This window comes from Actinophytocola xinjiangensis, from assembly GCF_001921215.1.
Classification (GTDB): domain Bacteria; phylum Actinomycetota; class Actinomycetes; order Mycobacteriales; family Pseudonocardiaceae; genus Actinophytocola; species Actinophytocola xinjiangensis.
Genome location: NZ_MSIF01000021.1, coordinates 80281 through 100017 on the forward strand (window position 1 = coordinate 80281; position 19737 = coordinate 100017).

Below are 19737 nucleotides of genomic sequence, written 5' to 3' on the forward strand. Positions count from 1 at the left end.
CGCACACGAAGTAGGAAATTAGTTCGTTAGTCGTTAACCGTTGCCAGATGGGCGCGTTCGGCCCAGCTCACTGCTCCGCCCAGCGGCAGGCCGGTACCGCCTCGGGGTTAGCGGTCGTTAAGGGGGTCGGTAGGCTGGGCGGATGGTGACTCGCCGGGAGCAGATCCTCGCAGCGGCGGCGGAACTGTTCGCGCGCCACGGCTTCCACGGTGTCGGCATCGACGAGATCGGTGCCGCCGTCGGCGTCTCCGGCCCCGCGCTCTACCGACACTTCCGCAGCAAGGACGCCATGCTCGGCGAGATGCTGACCTCCATCAGCGAGACCCTGCTCGACGGCGGCCAACGCCGACGCGACGCCGCCGCCCCCACCGACGTCCTGCGCGAACTGATCCGCTTCCAGGTCGACTTCGCCCTCGACAACCCGTCGCTGATCACCGTCCAGGAACGCAACCTCGGCAACCTCACCGACCCCGACCGGCGCCGGGTCCGTGCCCTGCAACGGCGTTACGTCGAGGTGTGGGTGCGGGCGATCCGCGACGCCTGGCCCGATCTCGACGAGCCGACCGCCCGCGCCGCCGCGCACGCCGCCTTCGGCCTCATCAACTCCACCCCGCACAGCCGCCATCTCGGCCGCGACCGGATGGCGACGATGCTGCGCGAGATGGCCACCGGCGCCCTGGCCGGGATGGCCACCGGACTGCCCGACTCGGACCTGTCCACCGCCAGCTGACCCCCGCCATCAGCACCGATCCCGACCCGGCTCCGCCGCGCCGAAACGCTGGTACATCCGAGTGAACCCGCCCCCGGGCGGCAGGCACCGGTCAGTAGTGTTTCGGTCACGGATCCGAAACGGAGAGGTGAACGGTGGCACAGCAGACCGACTGGGTTCCGACCACTGTCGACCTGGAGAAACCCAGTGCGGCACGGTCCTACGACTACCTGCTCGACGGGAACCACAACTTCGCCGTCGACCGCGCGTTCGTGGAGAAGATGCTGGCCGTCCAGCCGGAGGTGAAGCGGTTCGCGCAAGTCAACCGCGCGTTCCTGCGCCGGGCCGTGCTCTTCATGCTCGACCAGGGAATCCGCCAGTTCCTCGACCTCGGCTCCGGCATCCCCACCGTCGGCAACGTCCACGAGATCGCCCAGGAGATCGACCCGGCCACGCGCGTGGTGTACGTGGACAACGAACACGTCGCCGTCGCGCACAGCCAGCTCATCCTGAAGGACAACGAGAACGCGGCCATGGTGCACGCGGACATCGTCAAGCCGCTGCTCGTCCTGCAGGACCCGCGCACCAGACAGTTACTCGACTTCGACCAGCCCATCGGCATTCTGGCCATCACCATCGGGCACTACGTCCTGACCGAACACGACCCCGACGGGGTGTTCGGGGCCTACCGGGACGCTGTCTGCCCGGGCAGCTGTCTGGCGATCACCCACCTCACCAACGACTTCCTCGAACTGACCAACGTCACCGAGGGTATGAAGCAGTCACAGAACCGGATCATGGCGCGCGACCGGGACGAGGTCACCGCACTGTTCGGTGACTTCGAACTCGTCGAGCCGGGACTGGTGACCACCTCCCAGTGGCGTCCCGAGCGGGCGTCCGACGCGCAGACCCCGGACAAGGACGGGCTCTACGCCGGCGTCGCCCGCAAGGTGTGAGACCGCCCGGATCGGTCGGTGAGTGGATCGACCACTGTCGGGATCGGCGCCCTCCTAGTACCGTCGTGATCTCAGAGTGATGGACAGGAATCCAGTACCAGCCACCCAACCCCCGGCCGCGCGCCGGGAGGAGCTGGCGCGTGCGTGGGTGACCGCGGCGACCGCGTCGGCCTACATCCCCCGCTCCGTCGACGACCTCGAGTCCTCCCTGCTGGACCTCGTCGACGAGATGCTGGTGGCCCTGCGCCAGGACGACGAGGACGCCCAGCAGAACGTGGGGACGAGCATCGGCGGCCGGCTGGTCGGCGAGGGCTTCATCGACCCGTACGCCATGCGCGCCACCATCGACGTGCTCGCCCGGGGACTGCTCGGCGACCTGCGCGACTCGCCCGACAGCGAGCTGGCCAGGCGGACCGTCGCGCTGCTCGGCGCGATGTCCGCCGGGTTCGCCGACGGCCTGCGCAACTACACCCTCAGCCAGCAGGAACGGCTCAAACAGGCGCTGTTCAACGCGATGGTGCGCGCCGAACACAACCTGCGCGCCACCGAGAACCGCTTCCGCGAGGTGTTCACCGCCTCGGCCGTCGGCATCGCGATCACCGACCTCAACGGCATGTGCGTGGAGACCAACGCGGCGCTGAGCCGGATCCTGGTCTGCCCGCCGGTGCGCCTGGCCGGGCGCATGCTGCCGGAGTTCTTCGTCACCGAGGACCCGATGCCCACCGCCGGGCTGTCCGGTCCGCGCCCGGTGCCCGGCGACCTGGCCGAGTCCTACCGGCGGGTGCTCGACGGCGAGGTCGAGCGGGTGCACGAGCAGCGCCGGCTGCGCACCGGCGACGGCGAGACCGCGTGGGCCTACGTCGCGATCTCCTTGCTGCGCGACGGTTCCGGCGCCCCGGCGTTCTTCGTGACGATGGTCCAGGACGTCAGCGAACTCCAGCTGCTCAGCGACCGGCTGGGCCACCAGCTGCTGCACGACGCGCTGACCGGGCTGCCCAACCGCCAGCACTTCCAGTCCAAACTGGAGACCACGCTGGGCCAGGCCGCGCCGGACGCGCCGGTGACGCTGTGTTTCGTGAACCTGGACGGCTTCGCGATGGTGAACAACGCCCTGGGCCACGAGGCCGGCGACCGGTTGCTGCGCACGATCGGCCGGCGGCTGGAGGCCGCGGTGTCCGACGAGCGGGCGATGGTCGCCCGGCTGGGCGGCGACGAGTTCGCGGTGCTGATCGAGGACCGGCCGGCCACCCCGGACATCGGCGAGCTGATCGAGCGGATCAACGAGGAGCTGGCCGAGCCGGACTACCTCGACGGGCGCGGTGTGGCGATCGGCGCCGGGGTCGGCGCGATCCGCTGCCGGGCCGGTGACCTGGCGCCGGCCGAGCTGTTCCGCGCGGCCGACACCGCGCTGCGCAAGGCCAAGGCGACCGGCCGCCGGCAGTGGGCCGGCTACCACGAGCAGGAGGACCGGCAGGCCCGTGAGCGGGACGCGCTGGCCGCGGAGCTGCCCTCGGCGTGGGAGACCGGCCAGCTGACCGTCGGCTACGAGCCGGTGGTGGCCCTTGGTCCGGAGGTCGGCAGCGGCCCGGTGGTCGCCGCGCGGCCGGTCCTGGTGTGGGAGCGCGGCGAGGACGTCGTGTACGACCACCGGTTCTGTACGGAGCTGGCCGAGCGCACCGGCCTGTCGCTGGCGCTGGGTCCGTTGCTGCTGGCGCAGGCGTGCGAGCACCTGCCGCGGCTGCGGGAGCTGTTCGGTGACGTGACCGGGCCGCTGGTGCGGGTGCAGCTGACCCGCGCGCAGTCCGGCGACGCGGACCTGTCCCGCGCGGTGGACCGGGCGCTGCGCGGGGTGGACGCGCCGAGCCTGCTGGAGGTCTCGCTGCACACCGGCGCGCTGCTCGACGACGTCGGCGACGCGCGGGACAACCTGGACGTGCTGGCCGACATCGGCGTGTCGACCGGGCTGTGCGGGTTCCAGGGCGGGCCGAGGGAGCTGGAGCTGATGGCGGCCTCGCCGGTGCGGTCGGTGACGCTGTCGCGGGTCGGGATCGGGGACGCCGGCCAGGTGGGGACGAGTGAGGTTCTGCGGACGGAGGTGGCGCGGCTGGTGCGCACGATCGTCGAGAGCGGACGTGAGTGCTCGGTGCTCGACCAGCGGGTCGCGGCGGAGGTCCGCTGGTGGACCTCGGTGGGCGCGGTCACCGCGCAGGGCGGCCTGTTCGGGGCCGCGGTGAGCGCCGAGGACCTGGCCACGCTGCCGGACCCGAGCAAACGCGTCGTCACCAGTTGAGTCCAGTTCGACCGACATTGATGGAAGATGGGGCAGTGGACCCGCAACCCGATCCGGAGAACCGGCAGCGCATCGTCGACACCGCGCGCCTCGCGCTCGCGGCGATGAACGCCGGTTCGGAGGAGGGCGCGGTCGACCGGGTCTCCGAGGCTGTCGCGGCGAACCCGACACACCAGGCGGACGCGCAGGACGTGATGCTCCTGCTGTTCCAGGAGTGCAGCGCGATGGTCACCGCGCTGAACAAGGACGGCCTCGGCCCGCTCGGCGGCCCACCCCCGGTCAAGATGCAGGTCTACGACGACTACGGCCGAGAGATCCCGATCGACGAGGCCGACCCGCCGGTGCGCACGGCCGTGCGGACCCTGCTGGCCGAGGTCCACGGCGACCGCGAGGCCGCGCGGACCCACATCGAGATCGCGCTGGCCAACGCGGCCCCGGCGGAGATGGTCACGCTGATGATCCAGGCCCTGCGCTGGACGATCCGCCTGTTCGAGGAGTGCGACACCCGCGACGTCCCGGTCGCCGGCTGGATCACCAGCGCCCTGTCCTGAGCCACCCGGTTCCGATCGGTGCCTCTTGACGCCCTGAGGTTTGCAATGCAAACCTGTGTGCATGACAAGCAAGTTGGGGGAACAATGACCGAACCCCAGGAACTACTCGGTGACCTACGCACGCTGCGCGACCGCACCCGGGCCGACCGGCGCGGCTTCGCCTTCCCACTGCTGCTGTTCGGCGGCCTGATCCTGGTCGCGCCGGTCCTCTACAGCCCGTTCACGACGGTGATCCAGCAAGGGGACGGCAGCTACTTCATCCCCGCCCCGACCGGCCCGTTCCCGCAGTTCACCCCGGCCCCCACCAACGTCGAGGACCCGTGGCTGGTCGGGTACTACTGGGTCACGGTGATCGTCGGCGGGTTCGCCGCCACCGCCTGGTGGTACCGGCACCGGGCGCGCCGGCTCGGGGTCGAGGCCGACCTGTCGGTCACCCTGATCGCCGCCGGGGTGGCGCTGGCCGGGCTGCTGGTCGGACCGGACCTGCTGCGGCTCACGCTCAGCGCCGACCTGGGGCTCTACTCCGCACCCTGGCTCAACCTGCCGATCCTGTTCGGCGCGGCGGCGCTCTCGGCCATCACGTTCCGCTGGGGCTCCCGACCCGCCCGGCCGGCCAGGTCGCGCAGCGTGGCGATGGCCGCCGGCACCCTGCTGGCCGCCGTCGCGTTCGCCGCGCTGTGCGTGTACTTCAGGAGCTTCACCCAACTGATCGTGATCGCCGTCGGCCTGCTCGCCCTGGCCTGGTGGGAACGCAGCGTGCTGCTCGGCGTGGTCGCGACCCTGTTCACCATCGCGTCGGTGCCGGCCAACCACTCCCTGTGGTACTGGGACCTGCCCAACCTCTTCTCCGACCTCGGCTGGCAGACCCCGTACGGCCCCGCCGGCCACGACGCCCGGGTCCACGCCTGGCAGACACTGCTGATCCCCGGCCTGCTGCTGGTCGGCGGCGGCGTGATCGCCCTGCTGACCCGCCACGGAACCCGCCGATGAGCGAGCACCCCACCAACGGACTCAACGACGTCGTCCACCAGCGCCACCGGCTGGGCATCCTCACCATCGCCGCCGAGTCCAAACGGGTCGAGTTCGGCTACCTCAAGGAAGCCCTCGACCTCACCGGCGGGAACCTGTCCCGCCACCTGACGGTCCTGGTCGACGCCGGCCTGCTCGACATGGAGAAGGGCTACGACGGCCGCCGGCCCAGGACCTGGGTGAGCATCACCCGCGCCGGCCGCACCGCGCTGGCCGACGAGATCGCCGCCCTGCGAGCCCTGGTCGCCCGGCACGACGACTGACCACCTGGGGAGAACACATGCGCATCGTCATCACGTTGACCGCCGCCGCCGTCGCCCTGTCCGGCTTACCGGCACCCGCGACGGCCACCACCACACCCACCGGCACCGTCACCCTCATCACCGGCGACCGGGTCGTCCTCGGCGAGCACGACGAGGTCCTCGACGTGCTGCCCGGCGCCGGGCGCGAGCACGTCCCGATCCACGTGCTGCGCCGCGACGGCACCACCCACGTCGTTCCGGACGACGCCGCCCGCCGCCTCGCCACCGACCGGCTCGACCCCCGACTGTTCGACGTGGCGCTGCTACGCGCGTCGGGCTACCGCGACACGGTCCCGCTGCTGGTCGAGGGACCGACGGCCGGGCTCACCGTGCACCGGCGGCTGCCGGGGCTGACCTCGGTGCACACCGACGGCCGCGACTGGTCGGCCCTGGGCGCCGCACGCAAGGTCTGGCTCGACGGCCGGCGGCACGTGAGCCTGGACCGCAGCGTGCCCCGGATCGGCGCGCCGGCCGCGTGGGCGGCCGGGCTGACCGGCGCCGGCGTCACCGTCGCCGTGCTGGACACCGGCGTCGACCAGACCCACCCCGACCTGGCCGGGCGTGAGGTCGCCGAGGCCAACTTCAGCGACTCGCCGGACAACACCGACCGCGCCGGGCACGGCACCCACGTCGCGTCGACCGTGGCCGGCGCCGGCGAGCGGTACCGGGGCGTCGCGCCGGGCGCGCGACTGCTGGACGGCAAGGTCCTCGACGACAACGGCTGGGGCAGCGACTCGTCGATCATCACCGGGATGGAGTGGGCCGCCGAGCACGGCGCGCGGATCGTCAACCTGAGCCTGGGCGGCGAGGACACCCCCGGGATCGACCCGCTGGAGCAGACCGTCAACCGGCTCTCCGCCGAACACGGCATGCTGTTCGTGACCGCCGCCGGCAACTCCTACCGGCCGCGCACGATCGACTCGCCGGCCAGCGCGGCCGCCGCCCTGGCGGTCAGCGCGGTCGACCTCGACGGCGTCGTCGCGGACTTCGCCAGCCGGGGCCCCGGTCTGGACAACGTCGTCAAACCGGAGATCACCGCCCCCGGCGTGGACATCACGGCGGCGGCGCCCGGCGGCGGGTACGAGACCATGTCCGGCACCTCGATGGCCGCCCCGCACGTGAGCGGCGCGGCGGCGCTGCTGGCCGAGAAGCACCCCGGCTGGACCGGCGAGCGGCTGCGCACCGCGCTGACCGGGTCGGCCGTGCCGACCAGCGACGCGGACGTGTTCTCGCAGGGCGCAGGGCAGGTCGACGTGCCCCGGGCGCTGTCCGCCGGCGTGTACGCCACCCCGGCGACGCTCGACTTCGGCGTCGAGCGCTGGCCCCACGACGGGCCGGTCACCCGGACCCTGACCTACCACAACGACGGCGACACCGAGATCACCCTCGACCTGGCCGTCGCCGGGTTCGCCCTGGGTGCCGAGCGGGTGCGGGTGCCGGCCGGCGGGTCGGCACCGGTGACCGTGACCGCCGCGCCGGGGACCTCGTCGGGGACGATCGTCGCGTCGGCGGACGGGATGTCGGTGCGCACGCCGGTGGGCGTCGAGTGGGAGCCGGAGAGCTACGACGTGACGATCGAGGTGATCGGGCCGGACGGGCGCCCGGCCACCAACTACGACGTGCTGCGGATGGGCTTCGGCGAGATCGGCTTCGAGTTCCTGTACGACCCGGACGGCACCGTCGAGACCAGGATGCGGGCCGGGCTGACCCCGGTGAAGGCAACCGTGCGCGACCCCGAGACCGGCCGCTACCTGCTGGTGACCCACCCCGGGCTGACGGTCTCGCGGGACACCCGGATCACGCTCGACGCACGGACCGCCCGACCCGTCGACGTCACCCTGCCGGAGGACGTGTCGCCGGACGGGTTCGACATCGGCTACGCGGCGAAGCGGCCGAACGGGGAGTCCAACTCGCACTCGGTGATGTTCGGCTCGCCGGCCGACCTCGCGGTCGCGCACGCCGGCCCGGTGCTCGACGACGACTCGGTGATCACCTGGATGACCGGCCAGTGGGGCGACCTGCGGTACAACCTGTCGTGGTTCCTGCTGGGTCGCGCGTCCACCGGGCTGACCGAGACCGTGCGCCGGAGCGACCTCGCCGAGATCACCCTCCGGCTGGTCCCGGCGGCCCCTGGCGCGCTGGGGGCGCTGCTGCTGCGGCCCTCGCCGCCCGGCGGCTTCGACCCGATCCACGACGGAGCGCCCATGGGGGTGCGGGTGGACCTGCCGGAGCTTCCGGCCGACCGGGTCGTTCACGTCAACAGCGGCGCCGAGTGGAGCGCCTCCCTCGACCAGGAGACCTCCGGCGGCGCGACCGTCCTGACGACCGGCGAACGGCACTACCTGGCCGGCCGGGCGTACCGGCTGACGCTGGGCCACCCGGTGATCGGGCCGGCGCTGCCGCCCTCGCGCCACGCCATGCCCGGGGTGTCCCGCACCGGCGACTGGCTCACCGCAGCCATCCCTCTTTTCGGTGATACCGCCGGGAACACCGGTGACTCCACGTACGACTCCGGCCATTCGGCGCTCCACCGCGACGGCTCACTGATCGACGAACAGCCGTGGGCCGGCGGTGGGCAGTACCTGGTGCCGCCCGAGCCGGGCACCTACCGGCTGACGACCACCGCCACCCGGTCCGGGTTCCCGACCAGCACGCGGGTCGACGCGGCCTGGACGTTCCGCTCCGCGCACACCCCCGACAGCCGGCGGATCCCGTTGCCCACCCTCGGTTTCCGCCCGGCGGTGACCGAGGACGGGACCGCCCCGGCCGGCCGGTTCACGGTGCCGGTCGTGCTGACCGGCGCCGACGGCCGCCCGGTCCGGCCACACCGGCTCACCGTCGCGGTGTCCCACGACGACGGCGCGTCCTGGCGGGCCGTGCCGGTGGTCGGCGGCGCGGTCCGGCTGGACCAGCCGGCCGGCGGCGCGGTGTCGCTGCGGGCGTCGGCCCGCACCGGGGACACGAGCGTCGAGGTGACGATCGTGCGCGCGTACCTGGTGGCCGGCGGGGCAGGATGAACCGGTGATCACCGTGCAGGGCGTCGTGGACCGGGTCGGCCCGACGCTGCTGCACGTGCGTCTCGGTGGCGCCGACCAGCACGTGAGCGACGTGGTGATCGCCGAGCCGGGGCGGCGGGACCAGGTCGGTGACGGCGACCTGGTCCTGGGCGTGTCGGTGCGCACCGCCCGGGACGCGGTCGAGCTGGTCCGCCACTGCGGTGCGCAGGGCGCGGCGGCCGTGCTGCTCAAGCCGCCGCTGCCGACCAGGGCCGCGGTCCGTGACGCCATCCGCACCTGCCAGCTGGCGCTGGTCGAGGTGCACACGAGCGCCGCCTGGGCGCAGGTCGTGTGGCTGCTGCGGTCGGTGCTCGACGCCGCCGCCGACGAGTCCGAGCTGGGGGACGCGCCCTCCGGCGGTCTCGGCGACCTGTTCCGGCTGGCCGACGCGGCGGCCTCGGTGATCGACGCGCCGGTGACCATCGAGGACGCGAACTCCCGGGTGCTGGCCTACTCGGCGCGCCAGGACCGCACCGACCCGGCGCGCGTCTCGACGATCATGGGCCGCCGGGTGCCCGACGACGTGCTGGCCAGGTTCCGCTCGCGGGGCGTGTTCCGCGAGCTGTCCCGGGGCCGCACGACGATCTTCGTGCCGGCGCAGAAGGACGGGACGCTGCCCCGGCTGATCGTGCCGATCCGGATGGGCGGCGAGCTGCTCGGCTCGATGTGGGCGGTGGTCCCCGGCCCGGTGTCCGACGAGCGGGCCGCCGCGTTCGCCGACACCGCACCGGTGGTGGCGCTGCACCTGCTGCGCCGCCGGGCGACCGAGGACGCCGAGCGCCGCCGCTCGGCCGAGCTGGTGCGTTCGGTGCTCGACGGGCAGGGCAGTGTGCGGCTGGCGGCGGCCGAGCTGAACCTGGCCGACGTGCCGCACCGGGTGGTGGCCATCGCCGCCCAGACCCAGGACACGCTGGGCGCCGAGGGCCAGCGGCTGGCGCTGTGGGAGCGGATCACCACCGGCGTCGGCCGCCACCCGGCGGTCGCCGAGCTGCGGGACGTGCTCTACGCGGTGGTCCCCGACCGCGACGGTGACGGCGGCTGGCCCTCGCTGCGGGCCGCGCTCGCCGGGGACCGCACGCCGCCGCTGGTCGCGGCCGGTCCACCGGTGCGGCTGGCTGACCTGGCCGAGTCCCGGGCCAGGGCCGAGGAACTGCTGGCGCTGCTGCGCGCCGGCCTGGTGCCCGGCCCGATGACCAGTCACGAGCAGGCCTGGCCGGTGCTGGTGCTGCACCGCGCGGCGGTCGCCGCCACCGGGGCGGGCGCGATCGAGTTCGGCCCACTGCCGTTGCTGCGCGCGCAGGACGAGGGTTCGGGTACCTCCTACGTGGACACCCTGTACGAGTGGCTGCGTCACCCCGGGGATCCGCGGGCGGCGAGCCGAGCGCTGCGGATCCACCCCAACACGCTGCGGTACCGGGTGGCCCGGCTGACCGAGCTGGTGGCCGTGGACCTGGAGGACCCGGACGTCCGCCTGGCGCTGCTCACCCAACTGACGGCGTTGCGCTGGGGGTAGGTCTCCAGGCCGGCTGTGCCCGTGGCACGAGCGAACCAGCGCATCATGGTGCCCTCAGGACGATGACGGTGGACACATCGTTACTCCACTGTGGTCTGAGACACCCATCTGGCGCAATCGGGAGGAAGTCGTGAAGGTCGCCGTTCCCCGCGAGATCAAGAACAACGAGTACCGGGTGGCGTTGACCCCGGCCGGCGTGCACGAGTTGGTGACCCACGGCCATGAGGTCCTGGTCGAGGCGAACGCCGGCCTCGGTTCGGCGATCTCCGACGACGAGTACCAGGCGGCCGGCGCGCGGGTGCTGCCGCACGCCGACGACGTGTGGGCCGAGGGCGACCTGGTGTTGAAGGTGAAGGAGCCGGTGGCCCAGGAGTACCCGCGACTGCGGGCGGGCCAGGTCCTGTTCACCTACCTGCACCTGGCCGCCGACGAGCCGCTGACCAGGGCGTTGATGGAGTCAGGGACGACGGCGATCGCCTACGAGACGGTCCAGACGGCGTCCGGCGCGCTTCCGCTGCTGGCTCCGATGTCCGAGGTCGCCGGCCGGCTGGCCCCGCAGGTCGGCGCGTACGCGTTGATGCGCCCGTCGGGTGGGCGGGGTGTGCTGCCCGGCGGTGTGCCCGGTGTCCTGCCGGCGCGGGTGGTGGTCATCGGCGGCGGTGTGGCCGGTGTCAACGCCGCCGCGATGGCGGTCGGGATGGGCGCCGACGTCCAGGTCCTGGACACCAACGTCGACCGCCTGCGCCAGATCGACCACCAGTACCGGGGCCGGCTGCGCACGGTCACGAGCAACACCTACGCGGTGGAGGAGGCCGCGACCGAGGCCGATCTGGTCGTCGGCGCGGTCCTGGTTCCCGGCGCCCGGGCCCCCAAGCTGATCAGCAACGATCTGGTCAAGCAGATGCGTCCCGGCTCGGTGCTGGTGGACATCGCGATCGACCAGGGCGGCTGTTTCGCCGACTCCCACCCCACGACGCACGACGCGCCGACCTACGAGGTCCACCAGTCGGTCTTCTACTGCGTGGCCAACATGCCGGGCGCCGTTCCCCGCACGAGTACCTACGCCCTCACCAACGTCACCCTCCCGTACGCGCTGGCGATCGCCGACAAGGGCTGGCACCGGGCCCTGTCCGACGACCCCGTCCTCGCTCCGGGCCTGAACACCCACGCCAACGCCCTGACCAACGCCCCGGTGGCCGAGGCCCACGACCTCCCCCACACCCCGTTGACCAATTTCCTCAACTAATCAACATTCCCACCCCGCCACCCGAAACACTTCCCCCCATTCCCCAAAAATCTCAGGAAATCGCTTACCCCACCCCAAAACCCCTTTCTTTCCCCTGTAGCACACCAGAAAACCCACCCCCGTCTCCCAACCCCGGCCACCGAAACCCCAGGTCAACCGGGGTTGGGACACAAACAATCACGCTCCCAGCAAATCAGACAACACCCCCATAACAGACATCTAAAATTACTCACCCAGCGCACACAAACGTCCGCCCACCGAACTGACCAGCACAAACACTTCACCCCCACCACACCCGACAGAATCGATCAAGCGCTCCACCCACCCTCAACCCAAACTTCAGCCAAACCCCTCAAAGGAGACACCCAGCCCCCCATCCACTACCACTTACCGAGTAGGGGGTACGCCCCCGTCCCCCATTACCTCGACCCCACCACCAACCCCCACAACCACCCCAGACACACCGGTCTCTTTTCACCCACACAACACGACAGCCACAGCGACAGAAGCACCCAACCCACGGGGAAGACGGTCGCTGAAAGGTCGCTGAGCGGCAAGAACCCGCTGGTCAAAGCGATGACAACCACGCTGGGTCAGCAGAAGCTCGCACCGTGGGGGTCTGGGGGGTCGCCCCCCAGGTCGTACAAGGAGAGGGGGAAAGTCGTCACAACGACTGAACAGGCGGAGCTAGGCGGCGGCCCGCTCAACCAGCCTGGGGGTCACTGGGAGCGGGCCGCCACGTCAAGGATATGCGATTGCGGGCCTGTCGACACATACCGGGGGTCGGCGAGTTTCGTTTCTTTGGACCGAATGAGGCCCGGATCCCGAGGATCGTTCACGAGTATGCGATCAGCAACTTGCTACCGGAGTGGAGACACGACCGCTCGATCGAGTGAGAATGCCGGCATTGGAGTGAAGCTCGTCGTTACCACTTCGGTCGATCACGGCGGGGGCCGATGGGGGTACGTGACTGAACCACGATGGTCCGTTCGCTGCCACGACCCGTTCGGTCGGGACCGCGCCCTGACCCTGCTGGTCGAGGACGAGCACGTGGTGCTGGTCCCGCCGCCGGGGGCAGCCGCCGTGCTCTCCGCCAACCAGGCCAGGGGCCTGAGCATCGCCCTGGACCAGGCCGCCACCCGCACCCGACGAGCCCGTCGGGCCAGCTGACCCGTGACCTCCCTGCTCCCGGCCCCTGGCGGCTCCCCCGGCAACGACGTCCTGCGCGCCGCCGTGCTGCACCGGCTCGACCTGCTCGACCGGGCCGCCGGCCACGCCGACCCCGCCACCCTGCTCCCGCTCGCCCGCGCCGAGCTGAACCGCCTAGCCGACGGCTGGCGCCGCCTGCTGCGCGCCCACCACGCCGACGAGTCCGGCCGTTGCGCCGCCTGCCGGCCCGGCCTGCTGGCCCGCCGCTGGCCGTGCCCGGTGTGGCGCACCGCCCACGAACAACTGCTCGGCGAGAGCCTCCCGCGTCGCACCCGACGCGGCCCCGCCTGACACCGCCGCCCACCCCGTCGGCCCGGGCAGGGCGCGACGGTCACCGCGGTGGACACCACGCTGGACATCACGCTGGACACGGTCGGGCGGGGCGTCCTGGGCGGGCGCCCGTCGGCGTTCCCCGACCCGCCCGCCGGCCTGCCAACACCGATGTCGTGTCGAACCGACCGGTTCACCCCACCGGACGAAACCCATGGGGCAAGATGGCCCGCACGACTCGGCAGGCAGGAGGGGCCAGTGCACGACGGAAGCGGCCGCATCGTGGTACAGAACCTGACCAAGAACTTCGGTCCGGTGGCCGCGGTACAGAACCTGAGTTTCCAGGTCGAGCCGGGCTCGGTGACCGGGTTCCTCGGCCCGAACGGCTCCGGCAAGACCACGACCCTGCGGATGATGCTCGGCCTGGTCACGCCGACCGCCGGCTGGTCGACCATCAACGGCGCGCCCTTCCACCAGCTGGGCAACCCGGCCCGCGTGGTCGGTGCCGTGCTGGAGGCCCAGGGGTTCCACCCGACCCGCAGCGCGCGCGACCACCTGCGGGTGTACTGCGCGGCGATGGGCGTGCCCCAGCACCAGGCCGACGAGAAGCTGAACCTGGTCGGGCTGGGCGCCGCCGGCACCCGCGCGGCCGGCGGGTTCTCCCTCGGGATGAAGCAGCGCCTGGCGCTGGCCACCGCGCTGCTCGGCGACCCGCAGGTCCTGGTGCTCGACGAGCCGGCCAACGGCCTTGACCCCGAGGGCATCGCCTGGCTGCGTACGTTCCTCAAGGCCTTCGCGGCCAGCGGGCGCACGGTGCTGATCTCCAGCCACCTGCTGGCCGAGGTCGAGCAGACCATCGACCAGGTCGTGATCATCAGCCACGGCCAGACGATGTACTACGGCAAGCTCGACGACCTGCGCAACTCGCAGGAGAGCCGGGTCATCGTGCAGCCGGGTAACCCGAACAAGCTGGTCGCGGCCCTGTACGAGGAGAAGATCACCAACGTCACGCCGCTGCCGGACAACAAGGTGTCGGTCGTCGGCGCCACCGTCCAGCAGATCGGTGACATCGCCGCCAAGGCCGGCGTCGCGCTCTACGGCGTGCAGGAGGAGCGGGCCGACCTCGAACAGCTGTTCTTCCGCCTGACCAGCGGCCAGTACGCCGCCCCCGGCCTGGCCCAGCAGCCGCCGCCCGGCTACGGCGCCGCCCCCGGCGGCTACGCCCAACCCGTGCAACCCCAGGGCTACCAGCAGCAGCCCTACCAGCAGCCGGGTCAGCAGTCCGGGTACACCGCACCGCCGCCCGGCTACCAGCAGCAACAGCCGATGGCGCCGCAGCAGGGCACCCCGCCCGGCGGGTGGGGTCAGCCCCAGCAGCCCAACCCGTGGGGCCAGCCCCAGCAACAGCAACCGCAGCAACCTCAACAGCCGCAGCAGCCCCAGCCGGTGCAGCCGCCGCAACAGACCCCACCACCCCAGCAAACGCAGCCACCCCAGGCCCCTGAGCCACCGCAGGACCAGCAGCCCGGTCAGGGTGGAATCGGAGGTAACGCCTGATGGGCAACCTGATCAGGGCCGAGTTCCTCAAGATCCTCACCACCCGGCTGTGGTGGGCGCTGCTCATCCCGGCCATCGCGCTGGCGCTGGGCTGGGCCTGGCTGTCCTCGCTGGCCTTCACCGACATCGCCAACGACATCGGCGACGCCCTCAACGTCTCCATCTCCGAGACCGAGATCGCGGTGAACTCGATCGCCCTGACCAGGGCGATGAACTTCGCGACGCTGTTCCCGATGGTCTTCGGCGCGCTCGCGCTGGCCAGCGAGATCAACCGCAAGACGATCACCACCAGCTTCCTGACCGCCGCCAGCCGCTCGTCGGTGCTCGGCGCCAAGGCCATCGTGTACACGCTGTGGGGCGTCATCTACGGCCTGGTCGTCGCCGGTGCGGCGAGCCTGGGCGTGCTGATCGGCAGCGGCGGCGACCTGGTGCCCGACGCCGGCGACTGGATCCTCATCCTGCTCACCGGTGTCCTGGCCTGCATGCTGTGGACGCTGCTGGGCATGGGTGTCGGCGCGCTGCTCGGCTCGCCGGTGGCCACCCTGGTCATCCTGCTGCTGTACGCGGCGCTGGTCGGCCCGGTCTCCGAGCTGATCCTGTGGGTGTCCAGCGAGGGCTCCAACGTCGCCGGTGTGCTGCCCAACGGCTCGGCCAACGGGCTGACCGGCTCCACGGCCGCCGAACTGCTGTACAACCAGATCGTCGAGATCGGTGGCGGCAACCCGAGCGAGACCGAGAAGGAGGCCTTCGACATGGCGGTCCGGGCGGCGGCCGGTGCCCCCGGCGCGTTCTCCACCTGGATCTCCGGGCTGATCTTCCTGGGCTGGACCACGCTGTTCTTCGGCTTCGGCATCGTGCGCAACAACAAGCGCGACATCACCTGACGCACCTCTGACGCCCGTTCGGCGTCACCCCTGTGGACAACTCCAGAGGCTTGTCGGGGGTTCGACCTAATCTGGATCCCGTGCCAGAGACGACCGTCGAACCCTCGCCAGGCTGGATCCGCCGGCTGACCGCCACCTGCTGGCGGCACCGGCGGCTGGTCGTGCTGTCCGTGCTGTCCTCGGTCGTCGGCGTCGGCTTCCAGGCCGCCGGTCCGCTGCTGGTCAAGTTCGTCGTCGACGACGCCGTCGACGGCGTGACCTCGCGGCTGGGCTGGCTCGTGGCCGCGCTGCTGGTCATGGAGCTGTCCACGTTCGGCACCGCGTTCGTCCGCCGCTACCTGGGCGGGCGGCTGGCGCTGGACGTCCAGCACGACCTGCGCCAGCAGGTGTTCGCCGCCGTGCAGCGCCTCGACGGCGCCAAACAGGACGTGCTGCGCACCGGCCAGGTCGTCTCCCGCTCCATCACCGACCTGCAACTCGTGCAGGGCCTGCTGATGATGGTCCCGCTGTCCATCGGCACGGTCGTGTTCGCGCTGTGCGCGCTCGGCGCGATGCTGTGGCTCTCGCCGCTGCTCACGCTGATCGCGCTGGTGATCACACCGGTCGTGGCCATGGTCGCGGTGCGCAGCCGGCACACGCTGTTCCCCGCGTCCTGGTCCGCCCAGCAACGCGCCGCCGACCTCGCCCAGCACGTCGAGGAGACCGTCACCGGCGTGCGGGTGGTCAAGGGCTTCGGCCAGGAGTCGCGGGAGATCCGCCGCCTCGAACGGACCGCGCGGGCGCTGTTCGGCGAGCGGATGCGCACCGCCGCGCTCACCTCCCGACCCGCGGCCACGATGGTGGCGATGCCGGCCGCCGGGCAGGTCGCGGTGCTGGCCCTCGGCGGCTTCCTGGCGATGAACGGGCAGGTCACCCTCGGCACGTTCCTGGCCTTCGCCAGCTATGTCGCCAACCTCGTCGGCCCCACCAGGATGATCTCCAGCCTGCTGGTCAACGTGCAGCTGGCCAGGGCCGGCGTCGAACGGGTCTACGAGCTGATCGACTCCAACCCCACGGTCACCGACAAGCCCGACGCGGTCGACGTGCCGGCCGGCCCGGTCGAGGTCCGCCTCGACGACGTGCGCTTCGGCTACACCCGCAGCGAGCCGGTGCTCGACGGGATCTCCCTGCGCGTGCGCCCCGGCGAGACGCTCGCCCTGGTCGGCACGGCCGGCTCCGGCAAGTCGACGGTCTCGCTGCTGCTGCCGCGCTTCTACGACGTGCACGGTGGCTCGGTGTCCGTCGCCGGGGTCGACGTGCGCGACCTGCGGATGGCGTCGCTGCGCGGCACGGTCGGCGTGGTGTTCGAGGAGGCGTTCCTGTTCTCCGACACCGTGCGCGCCAACATCGCCTACGGCCGGCCCGGCTCCGGCGACGAGGAGGTCCGGGCCGCCGCCCGCGCCGCCCAGGCCGACGAGTTCATCTCCGCCCTGCCCGACGGCTACGACACCGTCGTCGGCGAGCGCGGCCTGACCCTGTCCGGCGGGCAGCGCCAGCGGGTGGCGCTGGCGCGGGCGCTGCTGTCCGACCCGAGGGTGCTGGTCCTCGACGACGCGACCTCGGCGGTCGACACCGCCACCGAGGCCGCCATCCACGACACGCTGCGCGCGGTCACCCGCGACCGCACCACGCTGCTGATCGCCCACCGCCGCTCCACCCTGGCCCTGGCCGACCGGATCGCCGTGCTCGACAAGGGCACGGTCGTGGACACCGGCACCCACGAGGAGCTGACCGACCGCTGCGAGCTGTACCGGGCCCTGCTGGCCGGCCCCGGCGAGGCCATCGAGGACCCGACCCGCCGCGCCGCCGCCGACCTGACCCCGGGTCCGGAGGGCTTCACCCCGGCGCTGTGGCCGGCCCCCGACGACAACCCCGACGAGCCCGAGGTCGCGGCCAGTGCCGGGGCCGGCGCCCGGACCGCCGCGACGTCGGTGACCGGGCCCCGGCCCGGCCGTGGCGGTATGGGCGGCGGCGGGCTGTCCGGGGCCCTGTCCGGCGCGGCCGCGACCCCCGAGCTCCTGGCACGGGTACGTGCCCTGCCACCGGCCGGCGAGGTCCCGCACCTGCACGGCGAGGACCCGACCGCCCCCGACCCCGGCTTCCGGCTGCGCAAGCTGCTGACGCTGGTCCGCCTGCCGCTGGCGGTGGTCGCCGCGCTGGTCATCCTCGACGCCGTGCTGACCATGGCCCTGCCGACGCTGGTCAGGGCCGGCGTCGACAACGGCGTGGTCCACCGCGACGCCACCGCCCTGTGGACGGTCACCGCCGTGGCCGCCGTCGTGGTGGCGATCGCGTTCGTCAACACCGCCGCGTCCACCGTGCTCACCGCGCGCCTGGGCGAACGGCTGCTGTACCTGCTGCGGGTGCGCAGCTACGCCCACCTGCAACGCCTGGGCCTGGACTACTTCGAGCGCGAGATGGCCGGCCGGATCATGACCCGGATGACCACCGACGTCGACGCGCTGTCCACGTTCCTGCAGACCGGGCTGAGCAGCGCGCTGGCCAGCATCCTGACCGTCGTGGCGATCACCGTCGCCCTGCTGGTCACCGACCCCGGCCTGGCGCTGGTGGCGCTGGCCGTGCTGCCGGTCCTGGTGATCGCCACCGTCATCTTCCAGCGACTGTCCACAGTGGCCTACACGCAGGCCAGGGAACAGGTCAGCGCGGTCAACGCCGACATGCAGGAGAACGTCTCCGGCCTGCGCGTCGCCCAGGCGTTCACCCGCGAGGAGCACTCGGCCAAGGCGTTCGAGCAGCGCAGCGACACCTACCGCCGCACCCGGCTGCGCGCCCAACGCTACGTGGCGACCTACTTCCCCTTCGTGGCGCTGCTGGCCGGGGTCGCCCAGGCGGCCGTGCTCGCCGTCGGCGCCACCCGGGTGGCCGCCGGCACCCTCACCCCGGGCATCCTGCTGGCCTTCATGCTCTACCTGAACCTGTTCTTCGCGCCGGTACAACAACTCTCCGGTGTCTTCGACGGCTACCAGCAGGCCCGCGTCGGCCTGCGCCGCATCGCCGACCTGCTGGCCACCCCGTCGTCGGTCGAACCGCCGGCCCGCCCCACCCCGGTACCGGCCACGCTCACCGGCGCGGTCGCCCTCGACGACGTGTCCTTCCGCTACGCGGGCGCCACGACCGACGCCGTCACCGGCCTGACCCTGTCGGTGTCCCCGGGGGAGACCATCGCCCTGGTCGGCCCGACCGGCGCCGGCAAGTCCACCGTCGTGAAGCTGATCGCCCGCTTCTACGACCCCACCGGCGGCCGGGTGCTCGTCGACGACGTCGACATCCGCGACTACGACCCGACCACCTACCGCCAGCACCTCGGGGTCGTCCCGCAGGAGGCCCACCTGTTCACCGGGGACGTGGCGAGCAACGTCGCCTACGCCTACCGCACCGACGCCCACACCGACGTCCGCACCGGTTCAGAGAACGATTCAGTGGGCGAGCGGGACACCGACACCGACACCGACACCCCTGCCGATCCGGCGGCGGTCGAGGCGGCGGTCCGCGCGGTCGGCGCGCTGCCGATGGTCGCCACGCTGCCCGCTGGCTTCCGCCACCAGGTCGGCGAACGTGGGCAGGGACTCTCGGCCGGGCAACGCCAACTCATCGCCCTGGCCCGCGCCGAACTCGTCGCCCCGGACATCCTGCTGCTCGACGAGGCGACGGCCGCGCTCGACCCGGCGACCGAGTCCCTCGTCCTGGCCGCGAGCGAACGACTCGCCCGCCCCAGAACGACCTTCGTCGTCGCGCACCGGTTGGCCACCGCCGCCCGCGCCGACCGCATCGTCGTGCTCGACGGCGGCCGGATCGTCGAACAGGGCACCCATTCCGACCTGCTCGACGCGGACGGGCGCTACGCGCGACTGTGGCGCCACGGCACCGAGACGCTACCCGCGTCGTTACCCGCACCAGCCAACAACAACGGAGCCGGTGACACTGTCGACACGGCCACCGCCGACCCTACCAACCCGGTGTCCGCTTCGGGCGGTTTCGACCGTGGCGGAGTACTTGATCCGGACCGAGTGCGGGTACGTTCATCGGAAGTGCGAGTATCTGGCGACAGTTCAATGGGGGGCGTCACCGATCACCCATGAGGACTAGCCTGAACATGCAGCGGTTA

14 protein-coding genes are annotated in these 19737 nt (G+C 72.0%); all 14 read left to right on the forward strand.

From position 1 onward, the window contains the following. The first annotated feature begins 142 nt into the window (after positions 1-142). The 14 genes from BLA60_RS31565 to BLA60_RS31630 all read left to right on the forward strand — a co-directional run bounded on the left by BLA60_RS31565 (position 143) and on the right by BLA60_RS31630 (position 19711). Complete coding sequence (locus tag BLA60_RS31565; RefSeq protein ID WP_075136685.1) at positions 143-730, forward strand: SACE_7040 family transcriptional regulator; 588 nt, start codon at positions 143-145, stop codon at positions 728-730. 134 nt (positions 731-864) lie between these two features. Further along, entirely contained in the window at positions 865-1665 is an 801-nt protein-coding gene (locus BLA60_RS31570; protein WP_075136686.1) for an SAM-dependent methyltransferase, read from the forward strand. Between the two features lie 79 nt (positions 1666-1744). Continuing rightward, positions 1745-3955 carry a GGDEF domain-containing protein gene (locus tag BLA60_RS31575; protein ID WP_084735487.1) on the forward strand — a complete coding sequence of 737 codons (2211 nt, stop codon included), beginning with the start codon at positions 1745-1747 and terminating at the stop codon, positions 3953-3955. 20 nt (positions 3956-3975) lie between these two features. Beyond that, entirely contained in the window at positions 3976-4506 is a 531-nt protein-coding gene (locus tag BLA60_RS31580; protein WP_075136688.1) for a hypothetical protein, read from the forward strand. A gap of 84 nt (positions 4507-4590) precedes the next feature. After that, a complete protein-coding gene (locus tag BLA60_RS31585; RefSeq protein ID WP_075136689.1) occupies positions 4591-5496 on the forward strand; it encodes a hypothetical protein in 906 nt (301 codons plus the stop codon). After that, entirely contained in the window at positions 5493-5798 is a 306-nt protein-coding gene (locus tag BLA60_RS31590) for a transcriptional regulator (RefSeq protein ID WP_075136690.1), read from the forward strand. The genes BLA60_RS31585 and BLA60_RS31590 overlap by 4 nt, the downstream gene beginning before the upstream one ends. A 17-nt stretch (positions 5799-5815) precedes the next feature. Further along, positions 5816-8854, forward strand: coding sequence for a S8 family peptidase (locus BLA60_RS31595; protein ID WP_075136691.1), 3039 nt, complete (start codon positions 5816-5818; stop codon positions 8852-8854). Positions 8855-8858: 4 nt separating this feature from the next. Then, entirely contained in the window at positions 8859-10406 is a 1548-nt protein-coding gene (locus BLA60_RS31600) for a PucR family transcriptional regulator (RefSeq protein WP_075136692.1), read from the forward strand. Positions 10407-10536: 130 nt separating this feature from the next. Then, positions 10537-11652: an alanine dehydrogenase gene (gene ald / locus BLA60_RS31605; protein WP_075136693.1), complete on the forward strand. Its 1116-nt coding sequence runs from the start codon at positions 10537-10539 to the stop codon at positions 11650-11652. Between the two features lie 966 nt (positions 11653-12618). Further along, a complete protein-coding gene (locus BLA60_RS31610; protein ID WP_075136694.1) occupies positions 12619-12822 on the forward strand; it encodes a hypothetical protein in 204 nt (67 codons plus the stop codon). Between the two features lie 3 nt (positions 12823-12825). Further along, on the forward strand, positions 12826-13152 hold the full coding sequence (locus BLA60_RS31615) for a hypothetical protein (RefSeq protein WP_154814759.1): 327 nt from the start codon (positions 12826-12828) through the stop codon (positions 13150-13152). Between the two features lie 237 nt (positions 13153-13389). Then, positions 13390-14688 carry an ABC transporter ATP-binding protein gene (locus BLA60_RS31620; RefSeq protein ID WP_075136695.1) on the forward strand — a complete coding sequence of 433 codons (1299 nt, stop codon included), beginning with the start codon at positions 13390-13392 and terminating at the stop codon, positions 14686-14688. Continuing rightward, positions 14688-15572, forward strand: coding sequence for an ABC-2 transporter permease (locus BLA60_RS31625; RefSeq protein WP_075136696.1), 885 nt, complete (start codon positions 14688-14690; stop codon positions 15570-15572). Before BLA60_RS31620 ends, BLA60_RS31625 begins: the two co-directional genes overlap by 1 nt. Positions 15573-15652: 80 nt before the next feature. After that, complete coding sequence (locus BLA60_RS31630; RefSeq protein ID WP_245812264.1) at positions 15653-19711, forward strand: ABC transporter ATP-binding protein; 4059 nt, start codon at positions 15653-15655, stop codon at positions 19709-19711. Positions 19712-19737 lie beyond the last annotated feature (26 nt).